This window comes from Paenibacillus sp. SAFN-054, from assembly GCF_051966755.1.
GTDB lineage: Bacteria > Bacillota > Bacilli > Paenibacillales > Paenibacillaceae > Paenibacillus_AQ.
The window spans coordinates 1,535,525-1,551,569 of the sequence record NZ_JBQCKS010000001.1 but is presented as its reverse complement, the minus strand read 5'-3'; the positions used below and the strand labels follow the sequence as shown (position 1 = coordinate 1,551,569).

16 protein-coding genes are annotated in these 16,045 nt (G+C 49.2%); 12 read left to right on the top strand and 4 right to left on the bottom strand.

Annotated elements, in window-relative coordinates; translation table 11 throughout:
• Positions 1 to 45 precede the first annotated feature (45 nt).
• The 11 genes from ACTHPM_RS07265 to glnA all read left to right on the top strand — a co-directional run bounded on the left by ACTHPM_RS07265 (position 46) and on the right by glnA (position 11,822).
• Complete coding sequence (locus ACTHPM_RS07265) at positions 46 to 828, top strand: class I SAM-dependent methyltransferase (RefSeq protein ID WP_440394522.1); 783 nt, start codon at positions 46 to 48, stop codon at positions 826 to 828.
• Positions 815 to 1,807, top strand: coding sequence for a tRNA (adenosine(37)-N6)-dimethylallyltransferase MiaA (miaA, locus tag ACTHPM_RS07260; protein WP_440394521.1), 993 nt, complete (start codon positions 815 to 817; stop codon positions 1,805 to 1,807). The genes ACTHPM_RS07265 and miaA overlap by 14 nt, the downstream gene beginning before the upstream one ends.
• A gap of 20 nt (positions 1,808 to 1,827) precedes the next feature.
• Positions 1,828 to 2,067 carry an RNA chaperone Hfq gene (gene hfq, locus ACTHPM_RS07255; RefSeq protein ID WP_127602544.1) on the top strand — a complete coding sequence of 80 codons (240 nt, stop codon included), beginning with the start codon at positions 1,828 to 1,830 and terminating at the stop codon, positions 2,065 to 2,067.
• A 180-nt stretch (positions 2,068 to 2,247) separates the two neighbouring features.
• Positions 2,248 to 4,905: a PBP1A family penicillin-binding protein gene (locus ACTHPM_RS07250; RefSeq protein ID WP_440394520.1), complete on the top strand. Its 2,658-nt coding sequence runs from the start codon at positions 2,248 to 2,250 to the stop codon at positions 4,903 to 4,905.
• A gap of 163 nt (positions 4,906 to 5,068) precedes the next feature.
• Positions 5,069 to 5,626: a DUF402 domain-containing protein gene (locus ACTHPM_RS07245; protein ID WP_440394519.1), complete on the top strand. Its 558-nt coding sequence runs from the start codon at positions 5,069 to 5,071 to the stop codon at positions 5,624 to 5,626.
• Between the two features lie 2 nt (positions 5,627 to 5,628).
• Positions 5,629 to 6,282 (top strand): YdcF family protein, encoded by a 654-nt coding sequence (locus tag ACTHPM_RS07240; protein WP_440394518.1) that lies wholly within the window; start codon positions 5,629 to 5,631, stop codon positions 6,280 to 6,282.
• A gap of 77 nt (positions 6,283 to 6,359) precedes the next feature.
• Positions 6,360 to 7,346 carry an AAA family ATPase gene (locus tag ACTHPM_RS07235; RefSeq protein WP_440394517.1) on the top strand — a complete coding sequence of 329 codons (987 nt, stop codon included), beginning with the start codon at positions 6,360 to 6,362 and terminating at the stop codon, positions 7,344 to 7,346.
• A 42-nt stretch (positions 7,347 to 7,388) separates the two neighbouring features.
• Positions 7,389 to 8,678, top strand: coding sequence for a GTPase HflX (gene hflX, locus ACTHPM_RS07230; protein WP_440394516.1), 1,290 nt, complete (start codon positions 7,389 to 7,391; stop codon positions 8,676 to 8,678).
• Positions 8,679 to 8,709: 31 nt separating this feature from the next.
• Positions 8,710 to 9,963 (top strand): aminotransferase class I/II-fold pyridoxal phosphate-dependent enzyme, encoded by a 1,254-nt coding sequence (locus ACTHPM_RS07225; RefSeq protein WP_440394515.1) that lies wholly within the window; start codon positions 8,710 to 8,712, stop codon positions 9,961 to 9,963.
• Positions 9,964 to 10,047: 84 nt separating this feature from the next.
• Entirely contained in the window at positions 10,048 to 10,461 is a 414-nt protein-coding gene (locus ACTHPM_RS07220) for a MerR family transcriptional regulator (RefSeq protein WP_440394514.1), read from the top strand.
• Between the two features lie 32 nt (positions 10,462 to 10,493).
• Positions 10,494 to 11,822: a type I glutamate--ammonia ligase gene (gene glnA / locus ACTHPM_RS07215; RefSeq protein ID WP_440394513.1), complete on the top strand. Its 1,329-nt coding sequence runs from the start codon at positions 10,494 to 10,496 to the stop codon at positions 11,820 to 11,822.
• Between the two features lie 420 nt (positions 11,823 to 12,242).
• Here glnA and ACTHPM_RS07210 read toward each other — a convergent pair whose 3' ends face one another.
• Complete coding sequence (locus tag ACTHPM_RS07210) at positions 12,243 to 12,926, bottom strand: SOS response-associated peptidase (RefSeq protein ID WP_440394512.1); 684 nt, start codon at positions 12,924 to 12,926, stop codon at positions 12,243 to 12,245.
• 587 nt (positions 12,927 to 13,513) lie between these two features.
• Between ACTHPM_RS07210 and ACTHPM_RS07205 the strand changes: the two genes are divergently transcribed.
• Complete coding sequence (locus ACTHPM_RS07205; RefSeq protein WP_440394511.1) at positions 13,514 to 14,593, top strand: GerAB/ArcD/ProY family transporter; 1,080 nt, start codon at positions 13,514 to 13,516, stop codon at positions 14,591 to 14,593.
• Here the strand turns inward: ACTHPM_RS07205 and ACTHPM_RS07200 are convergent.
• The 3 genes from ACTHPM_RS07200 to ACTHPM_RS07190 all read right to left on the bottom strand — a co-directional run bounded on the left by ACTHPM_RS07200 (position 14,590) and on the right by ACTHPM_RS07190 (position 15,996).
• On the bottom strand, positions 14,590 to 14,787 hold the full coding sequence (locus ACTHPM_RS07200; RefSeq protein ID WP_440394510.1) for a hypothetical protein: 198 nt from the start codon (positions 14,785 to 14,787) through the stop codon (positions 14,590 to 14,592). The genes ACTHPM_RS07205 and ACTHPM_RS07200 overlap by 4 nt on opposite strands.
• 174 nt (positions 14,788 to 14,961) lie before the next feature.
• Positions 14,962 to 15,531 carry a hypothetical protein gene (locus ACTHPM_RS07195; RefSeq protein ID WP_440394509.1) on the bottom strand — a complete coding sequence of 190 codons (570 nt, stop codon included), beginning with the start codon at positions 15,529 to 15,531 and terminating at the stop codon, positions 14,962 to 14,964.
• 153 nt (positions 15,532 to 15,684) lie between these two features.
• Positions 15,685 to 15,996, bottom strand: a complete 312-nt coding sequence (locus ACTHPM_RS07190; RefSeq protein ID WP_440394508.1) for a hypothetical protein — start codon at positions 15,994 to 15,996, stop codon at positions 15,685 to 15,687.
• Positions 15,997 to 16,045 lie beyond the last annotated feature (49 nt).

Below are 16,045 nucleotides of genomic sequence, written 5' to 3'. Positions count from 1 at the left end.
ATGTAAAGGTAACGAAACGATAATGGAACATGAATGGAGATAGACATGATTATAACGACAGGGGACAAGGCCGGAGAAGAAATCGTCAGCCGCGCAGAAGCCCTTGCCTTCATCACAGGCAGTTTGTACGTTCCAAGACGCCATACCTCGCTGCCGAGAATGGCGAAGCAGCACGTAGATCCCGATATCATTGTTGTGTTGGATAAAGGTGCAAGGCTCATCCGAGCGGGTGAGGAACCGATGGAATTCCATCCGAGCATGGGGTTCATCCGGGCGAAACGAATCCTGAAAGGCGAAAGCGATCCGATGCTTGATGCATCCTGTATGACAGAGGGGGACAGCGTGCTGGATTGCACGGCGGGCCTTGGAACAGATGCGCTAGTGTTTGCCGTCAAAGGCGGACCGAATGCCAAGATAACGGCAGTTGAAAGCTCCCCGTCACTGGCTGCCCTGCTCAAGGAAGGATTGGCGAATTATGCCTCGGCTGTCAGCGAGATTAACGATGCCATGCGGCGTGTGGAAGTCTTGAACCGAAACCATCTGGAGGTGCTCCGCTCCTTACCGGATCAAAGCGTGGATATTGTGTATTTCGATCCAATGTTTCGCGAGCCGTTGATGGATTCCTCCGCCATCCGGCCTTTGCGGTGGTTCGCCAACAGTGAGCCGCTCGCGGCAGAAAGCATTCAGGAAGCCGTCAGGGTTGCCAGGAAAACGGTGGTTGTGAAGGAGAAAAGGGGAAGCGGGGAGTTTGCCCGGCTGGGGTTCACGGAGCAGGAGCGCGCCCATTCTAAAATCTCATATGGAGTGATCCGCATTGACAGAAAGTAATACAATCGAGAATAAACCGAGACTGCTCGTGCTGGTCGGTCCTACGGCCGTCGGCAAAACCCGGCTGAGCATCGAACTTGCGAAAGAGCTGGACTGTGAAATCATCTCTGGAGACTCCATGCAGGTCTACCGGCATATGGATATTGGAACGGCCAAAATCACTCCAGCGGAAATGCAGGGTATCCGGCATCACTTGATCGATATCCATACCCCGGATGAGGCCTATTCCGTCGCGGAATTCCAGGAGCAATCCCACCACCTGATCCAGGAAATTCATGGAAGGGGCAAGCTTCCCTTCATTGTGGGCGGAACGGGTTTGTATGTAGAATCGGTCTGCTATGATTACCAGTTTGCCCAAGTGGGGGAGGACAAGGCGTACCGGGACGAACAGGCTGCATTTGCCGAAGAGCACGGCTCGGAAGCGCTGCATGCGAAGCTTGCGGCCGTCGATGCTCCCACTGCCGAAAAGTTCCATCCCAATGATCAGAGACGGATTATTAGGGCTTTGGAAATCTACCATTTGACGGGTGTCCCTCTTTCGGCCCAGTCAGCAGGGCAAAGACGGGAGTCTCCGTATCAATTGTGCCTCGTCGGTTTGACAATGGATAGGCAAATGCTATATAAACGTATTGAAGCCCGCATTGACGAAATGCTGAAGCAGGGTTTGGTAGAAGAAGTGTCTTCACTGCTGGACAAGGGCTACGGAACAGATCTGGTCTCAATGCAGGGACTGGGCTACAAGCAAATCATATCCTATCTTCAAGGCCGCGAGTCTTTGGATGAGGCGGTTACGATCCTGAAGAGAGACACCCGCCGGTTCGCCAAACGCCAGCTGTCCTGGTTCCGCCACATGAAGGATATCTCATGGGTGGACGTCACGGAACCCGTAAATTTTTCTGCTAAATTGGCGGAAATCCGTGATATAATAGCAGGAAAGTTTCTCTCAAATCTTGAATATACTTCAAAACAATCTAAATGAAACGTTGGGGGTACGGGTAAATGAACAAATCCATTAATATCCAAGATACATTCTTAAACCAGCTGCGCAAGGAAAATATCCCAGTGACGATTTTTCTCGTAAATGGATTTCAGATCCGCGGCACCATCAAAGCGTTCGATAACTTCACGGTTGTCGTCGACTCCGACGGCAAACAGCAGATGCTGTTCAAGCACGCGATCTCTACGGTTACGCCTCAGCGCAACGTTTCATTGATGCAGGAAACGCCAAACGAAGGCTAACGGACTTAAATTGAAACTTTTTTGGATGATTTTCGTTTAAGTATATAGATCTCACTGCTGGCAAGGCGTTGGCCGCCATCACTGATGTCTGTAGGCATAGGAACCGGAGCGGAGCAACCTTTCAAGGTTGTTCTTTTCATTCCAAAACCAGAATGATCCGAAAGGGAGTCAGGAGGCACCATGGATAACAATAAACTGTCGCGGACGGGGAACAGAAATAAAGAACAGCCCTCCAAGACACCAAAAAAGAAAAAAAGAAAACTAACAGGCAAACGCGTATTCTGGATTTTGTTCTTCACATGCGCGATTGCGGTATTTTGCGCCCTGGCGGGTTATCTGTATATTTCCGTCAATGGCGAGCGTCTCTATCAGGCGAATAAGGATAAAATTACGGTCAACGAAACATCCAAGGTCTATGACCGCAACAACGTGCTTATGGGCGAGCTGTCCCTGCAAAAGAGTGATCCGGTCAAAAGCGAGGAGATTCCGAAGCTGCTGAAGGATGCCTTTATCGCAACGGAGGATAAACGATTCTATGAGCATAGCGGCGTCGATTTGTGGTCCATCGGCCGCGCGGCGGTGAAGGACGTCATGGCCCGTTCCAAGGTCGAAGGCGGCAGTACAATTACTCAGCAGCTGGCCAAAAATATTTTCCTTACCCGAGACAAGACATTTTTCCGCAAAGCGACGGAGGTGTCCATTGCACTCGCGCTGGATCGTAACTTGACTAAGGATGAAATCATAACGATGTACTTGAACCGCATTCCTTTCGGCGGACAGATTTACGGAATCAAAGAAGCTTCCAAATATTATTTCGGTGAAAGTGACTTGAGTAAACTGGAAGTCTGGGAAATGGCTACATTGGCAGCGATGCCCAAGGGCCCATCCAAGTATAATCCGCTCCGCAATCCGGAGCTTTCCATGCAGCGCCGTGCGGTCGTCCTGAATCTGATGGCAGATCAGGGGTACATTACCCAGGCGGAAGCGGAAGAGGCGAAGAAGAAAGTCTATGATTACGAACCGCCGAAGAAGAAGCAAAACTATCAGAACTTTATGGACTACGTCATGAACGAAGCCGAGGAAGTGACTGGACTCAGCGAAGACGATCTGAACATCGGCGGATACAAAATTTACACAACGATGGATGCCAATGCGCAAAAGGTGCTTGAGAAGGAATTTGCCGACGCATCCAACTTCGAGAAGAGCAAGGATGATCAGCCGGTGCAGGGCTCCATGGTCATCATGAACCAGGAGAACGGTTCATTGGTCGCTCTGCTCGGCGGACGTGATTATGAACGCAAGGGGTACAGCCGCGTCACGAACAGCCGTCGTCAGCCGGGTTCGGCATTCAAGCCGATCGTATCCTACGCTCCGGCGCTCGATAGCGGTGAATATGATATGAGTTCCCCGCTGAGCAATAAAAAGCAGTGCTTCGGCAATTACTGCCCGGGCAATCTTCACGGATACTCCGATACGATCGGGATGGCGGATGCCATTACGAAATCGGAGAACATTCCTGCCGTATGGCTGCTGAACGAGATCGGCGTGAAAACAGGCTTCAACTTTGCGACGAAGCTCGGCATTCAGCTGACAGACGAAGACAAGAACCTGGCGATGGCGCTTGGCGGCATCAGCAAAGGCACCAATACGCTGGAAATGGCTCAGGCTTACAGCGCCTTTGCCAATGGCGGCACATTCAATAAAGCCTTCTCGATCAAGCAGATCCTTGACAGTGATGATAAACCTGTTTATACGCACAAGGACAAGGGCGAGAAGGTCATGAAGGAAAACACGGCTTACCAAATGACCCAAATGATGCAGGAGGTCGTGAACAGCGGTACCGGTAAGAAGGCTAGAATCGATCGTCCTGTTGCCGGTAAAACGGGAACGACCCAAAGCGGCATTTCCGGACTGAAATCCAACCGTGACGTGTGGTTCGTCGGTTATACGCCGGAGCTCACTGCAGCAGTATGGATGGGTTATGACAAGCCGGATAAAAATCATCTGCTCCACAACAGCAGTCCGCTCGCGGCCGCATTCTGGGGCAAAGTGATGAAGCAGGCCCTCGAGGGCTTCCCTTCCAAGGGAGAATTCACCGTTCCGGACAACATGAAACAGCCGGAACCGCCACCTGAGCAGGAGAATACCGAACACGTGAGCGGACTGGCAGCAAGCTATAGTCCGGAAACGCAGACCGTTTCCTTATCCTGGAACGGCGTGGACAGCGGCGATGCCACATACCGCTTATACCGGAAGGAATCGTCTGAGGCTAACTTCAGCTTAGTTCTGGATGGTATCGGCGATACGAGTGCAGACGATATGAGCGCACTGCCGGGTCTTACGTACGAATACTACGTGACGGCGGTTTCCGCGGAATCCGGCATCGAATCGGACCCGTCGAACACGGTGTCCATTACGATCCAAGGAGCGCCTGATGAACAAGTTCCGCCTGAAGAGAATGAAGGCGATAACGGCCAGGGTGGAATCGATCAAGGGAATCCGGACGGAAACAATGGCAATGACCAAGGAAATATAGACCAAGGTAACGGCAGCGATCAGGGCAATAACCAAGGTAATAACGATCCTAACGGCAATAATGGAAATAACGGCGGCAATAACGGAAACGGAAATTCGAACGGCAATAACGGTAACGGCAATGGCAATGGCAATGGTCAAGGCAATCAAGGGCCGGGTACCGACAATGGAGGAGCCGATAGCGGAACGATCACGCCGCCGGATGACGGCAGCGGTGGTACGACCGATCCCGGCAGCACCGGAGATGGCGGCAGAAAGCCGGATAATATCGGTTCCGGACCGTTCGAAGACACGAATCCGTAATGTTGACCGAAACTGAACTTTATGAAAAGGGCTCCCCGCGGGGGCCCTTTTTATTTTTTGCTTAACCAATCCCCTGTTCTTGCGCTATATTTAACTTATACATTTTGAGTGTGTTTCCTAAATGTGATAAGCTGAAGCTAACATATTGGAGAGGGAAATTTCCATGAAACGTAAATTTGGAGATCGAGCGAACTGGCGCCGGATTTCCCGCCGGCGATTTGCCTGCCGTTATGTCGAAAGTGAATCATTCACCGGGTACATCACGCTCTATACCATCTATAACTTGAAAGAGCCGCTTTGGAAGCATTACGGCACCCATACGTATCGGATTGCCGATAAAGGTTATTCCTGGCTGCAGTATTTTCCTAAGAACAGCCATTACATCGTCACAGCCATGTTTGATGAACGACAGGAGATCATACAGTGGTACATAGACACCTGCAAAACGCAGGGAGTCACCGAGCAGGGCGTTCCCTGGTTCGATGATCTGTATCTGGACATCGTCGTCTTGCGGAACGGTGAAGTTTTCCTGCTGGATGAGGATGAGCTGGAGGAAGCCTTAACGCGCGGGGTGATTACGCAGGAAGACTACAAGCTCGCGACTGACACGGCCAGGGAGCTGCTGCATGATATTAAGGCGCATCAATTTCCTTATTTCGTCATGTCGCTGGATCACCGGAAACGGCTGTTCGAGAATGGGGATTTCAGGAGGAAACCATGAATATGTCTGAACAGAGGGCTGTGCTGTCGACAAGAAGAAAGCGCACCCCGCTGAAAATCACTTTCTATTGCATTGCTGTCCTGTTCGTTCTCGGTCTATTGTGGACCGGCAGCGTATGGTGGAAGATGGAAAGCGCGCGAAGCTCGGACCTGGACAAGCCAAGCGATGTAGGCATTATTTTGGGAGCCGCCATGTGGGGGGATTCCCCGAGTCCGGGTCTCACCGAAAGGCTGGAGGAAGCGCTGCGGCTGTACCGGGAAAAGAAATTCAGCCATATCATTGTCAGCGGTGGGTTGGACAGACCGGAGTATAAGTATACGGAAGCGGAAGGCATGCGGAACTATCTGATTGAGCATGGCGTGCCGGAATCGTCCATCCTTCTGGAAAATAAAGCCCGCAGCACCTATGAAAATCTCTTGTTCAGTCAAGAGATCATGAGGCAACAAGGGTTCGTCAGTGCCGTCATTGTTACGCATCAGTATCATGGCATGCGCTCCAAGGATATTGCGGATTATCTGCATTATGAAGATCCCAAGCTGGGATTGACCGAATCACGGACGCTGCAGATGAAGTACCATAAGCCCAGAGAAGTTCTCGCTTATACGAAATGGAAGGCGGATGAGCTGCTGTTACGGCTTGGCTGGAAAAAGGGCTGAAACTGCTAATAACCGCTGTTTAAGTAGAATACATTGAATAGAGAAAGCATCTTGTTTGAATATGAGGTGATGGATGCATGAACGGGCGTGTTGCGGCCGCGAACGGCCGGCCGGAAGGCAGGCCATCCAGACAAATCAATGTTATTCTACGCAACCAGGAGCCTCCTGTATTGAGCAGCGCAGTACCAGAGAAAGAACCTGCGCCCGCCGCCAAAGGCATAGTTCAGCACACGTTGTACCAGGAGATCGAGAAAGAGCTGGAGAAGCTTGTCGGTTTGGAGAATATCAAAGAGTTTGTCTTTGAAATTTATGCCTTGCTGCAGATTGCCCATATGCGCCAAGAGGCGGGTCTGGCTTGCGGAGGGCAGGTATATCATATGGTATTCAAGGGGAATCCGGGTACCGGGAAAACGACTGTGGCCCGTATCGTCGCAAAGCTTTTTCAGAAAATGGGCGTGCTCAGCAAGGGACATCTGATCGAGGTGGAACGTGCGGATCTGGTCGGGGAATACATTGGGCACACCGCGCAGAAGACCCGGGACCTGGTGAAAAAGGCGCTCGGCGGCATTCTTTTTATCGATGAAGCCTATAGTCTGGCCCGCGGCGGGGAAAAGGATTTTGGCAAGGAGGCCATCGATACGCTGGTCAAAGCGATGGAGGACCACAAAAACCAATTTGTCCTGATTTTGGCCGGGTATTCCGACGAAATTGATTATTTTTTGCAGACCAATCCCGGGCTTCCGTCCCGTTTTCCGATCCAGGTGGAATTCCCGGATTATTCCGTGGATCAGCTGATTCAGATTTCGGAGCTTATGGCCAAAGAACGGGATTACATTTTGATGCCGCAGGCGATAATGAAACTTAGGCAGCATCTCATTCAGGAGAAGCATGAAACCGAGCATGCCTTCAGCAATGCCAGATACGTGCGGAATACGATTGAAAAATCGATCCGGAATCAAGCCGTGAGACTGCTGAACTTGTATTCGAACACGAATCCTGGAAAGCTTGAGCTTATGACGCTAAGAACGGAAGATTTTAAGCTGGAGCCCAAGGGAACGATTTAAAAATACAGCTTGAACTGCTGACGCGAAAAGGAGCAATCTACCTTGGCACACACCATTCATGATACGAACACACAAATACGCGACCGGGCAGTTCTGGTAAGTCTTGTGACGGATGAAGTGAAGCGCAGCGGGATCAATCCGGAGCATTCCCTGCAGGAACTGGTCAGCTTGGCCGAGACGGCGGGCGTCGAGGTGCTGGATGTCATCAGTCAAAACCGCGACGTGCCGGATGCCCGCTGGCTGATCGGTAAAGGGAAGGTGGAAGAGCTCCGGATTTCCATCGAATCTGTGCAAGCCAACACCGCTATTTTTGATCATGATTTGTCGGGAGCCCAAGTCCGCAACCTGGAGCAGAGCCTGGACGTCAAAATCATTGACAGGACGCAGCTCATACTTGATATTTTCGCTCAGCGCGCCAAAACGCGGGAAGGCATCATCCAAGTGGAGCTGGCACAGCTGTCCTATTTGCTGCCCCGGTTATCGGGGCACGGCAAAAATCTGTCGCGGCTCGGCGGCGGGATCGGGACGCGGGGACCGGGCGAGAGCCAACTCGAGACGGACAGACGCCATATTCGGGGCCGGATCGGCGATTTGAAAAAGCAGCTGGAAGCCGTCATCAAGCACCGCAAGCTCTATCGGGGCCGCAGGCAAAAGAGCGGTGCCATCCAGATCGCACTGGTGGGATATACGAACGCCGGTAAGTCCACGCTGCTGAAGCAGCTGACGAGCGCCGAGGTATATATCGAGAATCAGCTGTTTGCCACGCTGGACCCGACTTCGCGCACGTTGGAGCTACCGGGAGGCAGCGAGGTCATTTTGACTGATACGGTTGGATTTATCCAGAACCTGCCCCATGATCTCGTTGCCGCATTCCGGGCGACGCTTGAGGAAGCCAACGAAGCGGATCTGATCCTGCATGTGGTGGATGCCTCATCGCCGATGCGGGATGAACAGATGAAGGTCGTCGATGCCATATTGGAAGAGCTTGGGGCGGCGGATAAGCCGCAGCTCATTCTTTTTAACAAAACGGACATATGCTCGAAGGAGCAGCTGGAGATGCTGCCCACGGGCCCAGGCTATATGAAAATCAGCGCGCTGAATCCACGTGATTTGCTGATGCTGAAACAAGAGATTCAGAACCGTTTGTCAGGCGGAATCCGTCAGTTTCGGATCCCGCCGGAAGACGGCAATGCGATGGCGCTGCTCTACCGTGTCGGGGATGTGCTGGGACAACAGGCCGAAGAACATGATATGATCTATAAGGTACAGGTTCACAAGCCTGATTACGAGAAATGGGGACACATGCTGGATCCTTATCTGGTAAGAGATTGAATGGAATGACTTGGAGGAGAAATTCGGAGACATGAAACAATTTGCAGTTGAATTGGAACAATGGAAGCAGGCCGCCGAAGAGCGGATTGAAGGGCAATTTCGCAAGCTGGACCGCGTGATCGACCACAACCAGTGGAAGGTCATCGAGGCGTTTCAGGGTCATCAGGTGAGTGATTTTCATTTTGCAGGTTCTACGGGTTATGCGTACAATGACCGGGGCAGGGAAGTGCTTGATCTCGTATATGCGGACGTATTCGGAGCCGAAGCGGCTCTGGTACGCCCGCATTTTGCGTCGGGCACGCATACGATTTCCACTGCTTTGTTTGGCGTGTTGAGACCAGGGGACGAGCTCTTTTACATTACGGGTCGACCATATGATACGCTTCATAAGGTAATAGGCAAGAAGGGCGACGGAACCGGCTCGCTGCAGGACTTTGGCATTACATACCGGGAAGCAGCGCTGACGGCCGAGGGCGGTATCGACTGGGACACTGTCCGTGCAGGTATTCATGAATCCACGAAAGTAATCGGAATCCAGCGCTCGCGCGGGTACGATTGGCGGTCTTCGTTTACGGTGGAAGAAATCGGCGAAATGGTCAAGCGGGTCAAGGAAATGAAGCCGGATGTGGTCGTATTCGTCGACAACTGCTACGGGGAGTTTACCGAAGAAATGGAGCCGACGGAGGTGGGAGCCGATCTGATCGCCGGTTCACTCATTAAAAACCCTGGAGGAGGCATCGCCGAAACCGGGGGGTACATTTGCGGCAAGCAGAAATACGTGGATCTATGCGCCTATCGGCTCACAGCCCCGGGAATCGGCGCCGAGGTCGGGGCCATGCTGGGAACCACGCGCGGAATCTATCAAGGGCTGTTCCTCGCTCCAACGCTAGTTGGACAAGCGTTAAAAGGGAGCATTTTTGCAGCGGCCATGTTCGAGCAGGCAGGATTCGTCTCGAAGCCGGCATGGAACGAGCCGCGGACCGATTTGATACAGGCCATTTCGTTCAAGAGCGCAGACCATCTGATCGCGTTCGTTCAGGGCATTCAGCGCGCAGCAGCTGTAGACAGTCATGTCGTTCCAGAACCGTGGGATATGCCGGGATACGAGCATCCGGTCATTATGGCGGCTGGCACCTTCATCCAAGGCGGAAGCCTCGAATTATCAGCAGACGCACCGATCCGGGAACCTTTCATCGGTTACATGCAAGGCGGCCTGACATACTCTCATGTTAAATTTGGAGTCATGTTAGCTCTGCAAAAGATGAAAGATCAAAATTTATTGTAAGTTTATCTGACATGTTATTGACGCATGAGATCAGGAAATGTACAATATGAGTGAGAAAAGTTTACTGGAAGGTTGAGATGAGTCATGGGTGATGAGATCCGCAGAAACATGGCATTGTTCCCAATTGGTATTGTGATGAAACTTACCGATTTGTCTGCCAGGCAGATCCGGTACTATGAACAGCATAACTTGATTGTGCCTGCGCGAACCTCAGGCAATCAGCGCTTGTTCTCCTTTAACGATGTGGAAAGATTGCTGGAAATCAAATCTCTGATCGAGAAGGGCGTTAATATCGCCGGCATTAAACAGGTGATGAACCCGGTGTCCAAAGAATCCGAGGAAGCTACCGTCATTACGCCGGATACCGAAGTGAAACGAAAAGAAATGTCAGAATCCCAACTGCACCGCCTGCTGAAGCAGCAGCTCGTTTCGGGTAAGAGACCGGGACAAGTATCATTGATTCAAGGTGAATTATCCCGGTTTTTTAATAAAAAATAATCAGATTCAACCATGGAAAGGGAGAGGATCCAGTGAGCTACACTAAAGAAGATATTCTTCGTATTGCAGAGGAAGAGAATGTACGGTTTATCCGTCTACAATTTACCGACCTGCTCGGAACAATCAAGAACGTTGAAATTCCGGTAAGCCAATTGAAAAAAGCGGTTGACAATAAAATGATGTTCGATGGTTCTTCCATCGAAGGTTATGTTCGTATCGAAGAATCCGATATGTATCTGTATCCGGACCTCGACACCTGGGTGATTTTCCCGTGGGTAACCGAGGATCGCGTTGCTCGTTTGATTTGTGACGTATACATGCCGGACGGCACGCCGTTTGCCGGAGATCCGCGCGGTATTCTGAAACGCAACCTTAAGGAAGCAGAAGCGATGGGATACACTTCCATGAACGTAGGCCCAGAACCAGAATTCTTCCTGTTCAAAACCGACGAAAAAGGCAACCCGACGATGGAACTGAACGACCAAGGCGGATACTTCGACTTGGCGCCAACAGACCTCGGCGAGAATTGCCGCCGCGAAATCGTGCTTACGCTGGAAGAAATGGGCTTCGAGATTGAAGCTTCCCACCACGAAGTGGCTCCAGGCCAGCATGAAATCGACTTTAAATATGAAAATGCGATTAAAGCAGCCGATCAGATTCAAACATTCAAGCTGGTTGTTAAAACGATCGCCCGCCAGCACGGCCTGCATGCAACCTTTATGCCTAAACCGCTGTTCGGCGTGAACGGTTCCGGTATGCACTGTCACCAATCGCTGTTCAAAGACGACGTTAACGCATTCTATGATGAGTCCGACGAGCTTGGTCTCAGCCAAGAAGCGCGCTACTATATGGCGGGTATCCTGAAGCATGCACGTGCTTTCGCTGCGATTACGAACCCGACCGTGAACTCTTACAAGCGTCTCGTACCAGGCTATGAAGCGCCTTGCTACGTGGCATGGTCCGGCAGCAACCGCAGTCCGATGATCCGTATCCCGGCTTCCCGGGGTCTGAGTACCCGCGTCGAAGTCCGTAACCCGGATCCGGCAGCGAACCCTTACCTGGCACTTGCCGTGATGCTGCGTGCCGGTTTGAACGGAATCAGCAAAGAAATGCCGCTTCCAGCTCCAATCGACCGCAACATCTATGTGATGTCCGAGGAAGAGCGCATTGAGGAAGGCATCCCAAGTCTTCCAGCAGACCTGAAGGAAGCATTGAACGAAATGGTTCGCGATGAAGTGATCATCGAAGCGCTCGGCGAGCACGCGCTGGCCCACTTCTACGAACTGAAAGAAATCGAGTGGGACATGTACCGCACGCAAGTTCACCAATGGGAACGCGATCAATACATGACTCTGTACTAGGATGGAAATCCCTTGCGCCGTATGGCGTGAGGGGTTTTTGTTTTTGGGGAGAATCGATATTAAAGTCTAAAAACGGAGTGGATCATTCCAATAATTATCGGTATAAAGGCTCCCCTGCAAATTATAGGTAGCCTTTTTTATAACACAATGGAGTGATGTGACTTTGATTAACTGGTTCTCTATTGTAAAACAGACATGGAGTGAGAAATAGCGATTTCAAAATACTGGGGACTGTCTGCCATCAACATCAGGAGACAACGCAGGGAATATCATTCCGAGTACTTGATGGAGTTATGGCTCAAATAAAATATGAATAATTACACAAACAGCTAATTAGGCCAATGTAACAAATAAATTCGAAAATATAATTTCAGCAAGCACATAAAAAAGACATCCGGAGTTTCCCGGAGGTCCTTTGATTTACTTAGAGTTTAGCTGGATTTTCTCGATCAGATCAGCCCCGTGGTTGTTGACGTTTCCCACTGCTTTGGAGACCGGATAGGAGATCATGTCCCTATCTTCATAAGGACGCAGCAAATTTTGCAACATATCCTTGTCCGATATATTTGGATCAAGCCACACCTTTAGCTCCTCATCCCCTAGGATCACCGGCATACGATCATGGACTTTCTCGGTGATGGCATTTGGCTTTGTGGTAATGATCGTACAGCTGGTTATCAACTCTCCTTGAGGGCTTTTCCAATGATCATAAAGGCCAGCAAATGCAAACACTTCGCTTGATTTAACGCGAAATCGGTAAGGCTGCTTGTCCTTTCCAGTATGAGACCACTCGTAAAATCCGTCAGATACTACAGCCATCCGTTTACCGGGAAAAGCGGAACGAAATGCAGGCTTGCTTTGAATCGATTCTGCTCTGGCATTAAAAGTGCTATAAGCAATCTTTTTTGACTTTGCCCAAAAAGGTAACAGTCCCCAGTGAAATCCTTGCAAAGAGCGTTCACCTTCCTCATTGATCATGACTCCAGCAATCGTTTGGGTAGGAGCTATATTGTAACGTGGTGAATGTTCATATCGTACATCTGCAATATCGAGGGCTTTGATAACCTCTTCTAAGCTGGCAACTAAAGTATAACGTCCACACATCAACAGCACCTCATTTTTATTTAGTTATTCTTTCTTACCCATTAATCGAAGCTCATAAAGCAATGAAGGGAAAAATCAAATCATCATTTAAAAAGTAAAACCCGCTGTATCAACAGTGAATGCTGATACAACGGGCTGTACGAGTAGCATTGAATATATAACACATGTGCGCGGCAGCGATCAGAACGGATCATCAGCATAATCGTAGTGATAAGCGGTTATTTATGTATCTGTTTTTCAATATAAATCCAAAACATAATAAGCAGTCCAAAACGCGATCATGGCTAGTAGCACATAAGACGTTTGATCATTCGGATGCGTGAAAGCCAAGATGATCGCTAATATAACGAACGGTGGCAAAAGAGTAAAGTACTTCTTTTTATGCATCGGTATTAACTCCTTTATTGATAAATGCATGATTCATCTAACATCCTTTGGAAATTCGGAGCTTGTAAAAGTGGATGAACCTTGCTGATGAAGCGATGATACAAAGAGAAGGGAGCGGCCGCATCATACATATATAGCATGCTTCTGGAGATGATAACCAAAGATATATCCAGAAAATTCTTGAAGTTGGTGTTATACACGTGAAAGAAAAACTGAACTTTTTTCATATTATGATGCTGATCTACATGGCTGAAAAAAATGTTACGTTCTTTTCACTTCCCCGTCAGGTGGCAGCCAATATCGGAACGAACGGGTGGATCATTTTCATCCTGTTGTCCATGGTGGCGGTCGTTAACATTTTATTGTTCTGGGTCGTGTATCGATTAGGCAGGGGTTCTTCTGCTTTTGAAATTTTGGAATCTGTGCTTCCCAGGTTTCTTCTATATCCGATGTATATCCTTTTGTCTTGTTTCTGGATTGTCGCGGCGGCATGTATAGGCAAAAATTTCTTTCTTGGTTATCGGATGTCCGTATTTCCTACAACGAACCCCAACTATATTTACTTATTGTTTTGCTTTATGCTGTTTACGCTTCTGATCAAGCCGATCTACAATGTCAGCAAAGCAAACACCGTTTTCTTCTTGATGACCTTCTGGATCATGATGCTCTGTTTCACGCATGTGAAGGATTGGGAAACGGTTCGTTTTACCACCTTTTGGTTTACGGATAACCCTGAAAAGCACTCGTTCATTAACTATTGGGAAATCTACACCTCATTTGTTGGCTTTGAGTTTTGCGTGTTTCTATTTCCCTATGTCAACAAACAGAGCAAGCTGTTTAAAGGGGTGATCCTCGGGCATTGCCTAATCAGTTTGTCTTTGCTGATGCTGATTATCATATCGTTTGGCTTTTTCAGTTTTGGTCAGCTTTTAACGTATTCATACCCGGTTGTGAACTTGTTGGATTATATCGAGTTTTCCTTTTCTAACCGTATCGAGAATATGGTGCTGGCATTGTTTATGCTCGCGAATCTGATTGTAACGTATATGTTCAGTTTTGCCGCTTTATCCACTTGGAGGCAGATGATCCCACGCATGAAGCCCAAAAGAATGGAGTTTATGATCGTGTTGATGGTGTTCGTGATCGGATGTTTTCCCCAAACTCTATTAAAATCCGATGAGCTTATGCAGAACGTTCTTTACATAGAAAGCAGCTTGGGAGTCTTGATTCCGTTATGCCTGCTGGCAGCCCTGTTCCTGAAGAAGTTAAAGGTTCGTTAAAATAACCTGAAGATGCTGATCATGGCGGTCAATACGCCTATAATGATGAACAGCTCGCCGAGGAAACATGAATTACGGATTCGCTGCTCGATTGAATCGTCTGCCGTCCGAAACCACTTCGTGTTGGGCATCTTCCTTGCTAAAGCGCCAAGGGCAACCAATCCAACGCCGCAAAGCAGCTGTATCATGAGCATTCTTATCCCCACCTTTCTAATAAGAACGCATCAAACCACCAAAAGTTAGTGGGGTGAAATGGCTTATTCTGAGTTCATCCGCATCATGGCACAACAAAACCCCGCGGCATCAAGCCTGCGGGGTTATTTTGCTTATGTGTTAGGGTCACTAAGAGTTTTGTGTGAGAACGTGTATTATGCATCCACGGCCTGTTGTTCTTGCTTTTTATCTTCTTCGTACTTTTCGATCTGTCTATTGACCTGATCCATGTATTCTTGGCTGGAATAAAAGATATTCACGAAGCCCATTTCGGGCTCATCCCATATCGTAATCACGGTTTTCTTGTTTTCCCATACGACAGCGCCGTCCTCCGTCGTTTCGGGCTGTCCATACTTTGCCGTCAGCTTCTCCTTGATCCGCTTTGAAAACTTCATCATATCCTCTTCCGTATATGTATAGTATTGTGCATCCGCTGTGTATGAGGCCGCCACGAGTTCGCCTTGATTAAAATTGTACCTAATGATCACGGGCTGATCGAATAGGGTGGACGTATATACCAGTTCCTCCGGCTTGGGGTCAATTCGAAATTCTTTGAATTTTTTGGATTTCTCGATCAGGACGGCGTCGGACGATTCCGAGCTTTTGACCTCATCCATGTCCATTCCCCATGCGGCATGTCTGAAAGTACGATCTCCGTTTATCATCGAGCATCCCGCCAGAAGCACGCTGGCAAGAACGGCCATCCACATCTTGTTGATTTTCATCTGATTCCTCCTTTCTTTTTTTGTAATGTTCATTATATTTACCATGGGGCTGACAGATTCGAAACAATGAACGGGCGAGGGCGAACAAAATGTATGAAATAGGTAACAAAAACAAAATTATGTTAACGATGTAGAAACTGTGTCTGGTTCGGATCAATCATGTGACTTCATGGTGAATCCCCGCAGCGATTTCATCGAGGCTTTGGAATTCCCCAAAGGCTTGCGGGGAGGTTCGGCTTGGCCTGAAGTACGATCCAGCAGCTCTCTGAGGTAGGCATTGTTCTCTTCGAGGTAGTCCAGCATGATACTGAATGCAACAAACAATATACCGGCAATGACACCGCCGCACCACCAGAATAAAGCAGGCAGCAGGTGAAACCCGCCATCACCGAATGCGAAAATGAATCCGAGCAGTATACCTAGCAGGACCCAGATCCATCCCATCGTGCTCAACAATTTAGCCATAATGAACAGTACCTCCAGTCATATTTGAAATGATATTACCAGCTGAGAC

What these genes read in the sequence shown, in the direction of transcription:
- ACTHPM_RS07265 (WP_440394522.1), top strand. Translation starts at nt 46, where the DNA reads ATGATTATAACGACAGGGGACAAGGCCGGAGAAGAAATCGTCAGCCGC.
- hfq (WP_127602544.1), top strand. Translation starts at nt 1,828, where the DNA reads ATGAACAAATCCATTAATATCCAAGATACATTCTTAAACCAGCTGCGC.
- ACTHPM_RS07250 (WP_440394520.1), top strand. Translation starts at nt 2,248, where the DNA reads ATGGATAACAATAAACTGTCGCGGACGGGGAACAGAAATAAAGAACAG.
- ACTHPM_RS07245 (WP_440394519.1), top strand. Translation starts at nt 5,069, where the DNA reads ATGAAACGTAAATTTGGAGATCGAGCGAACTGGCGCCGGATTTCCCGC.
- ACTHPM_RS07240 (WP_440394518.1), top strand. Translation starts at nt 5,629, where the DNA reads ATGTCTGAACAGAGGGCTGTGCTGTCGACAAGAAGAAAGCGCACCCCG.
- ACTHPM_RS07235 (WP_440394517.1), top strand. Translation starts at nt 6,360, where the DNA reads ATGAACGGGCGTGTTGCGGCCGCGAACGGCCGGCCGGAAGGCAGGCCA.
- ACTHPM_RS07225 (WP_440394515.1), top strand. Translation starts at nt 8,710, where the DNA reads ATGAAACAATTTGCAGTTGAATTGGAACAATGGAAGCAGGCCGCCGAA.
- ACTHPM_RS07220 (WP_440394514.1), top strand. Translation starts at nt 10,048, where the DNA reads ATGGGTGATGAGATCCGCAGAAACATGGCATTGTTCCCAATTGGTATT.
- ACTHPM_RS07210 (WP_440394512.1), bottom strand. Translation starts at nt 12,926, where the DNA reads ATGTGTGGACGTTATACTTTAGTTGCCAGCTTAGAAGAGGTTATCAAA.
- ACTHPM_RS07200 (WP_440394510.1), bottom strand. Translation starts at nt 14,787, where the DNA reads ATGCTCATGATACAGCTGCTTTGCGGCGTTGGATTGGTTGCCCTTGGC.
- ACTHPM_RS07195 (WP_440394509.1), bottom strand. Translation starts at nt 15,531, where the DNA reads ATGAAAATCAACAAGATGTGGATGGCCGTTCTTGCCAGCGTGCTTCTG.
- ACTHPM_RS07190 (WP_440394508.1), bottom strand. Translation starts at nt 15,996, where the DNA reads ATGGCTAAATTGTTGAGCACGATGGGATGGATCTGGGTCCTGCTAGGT.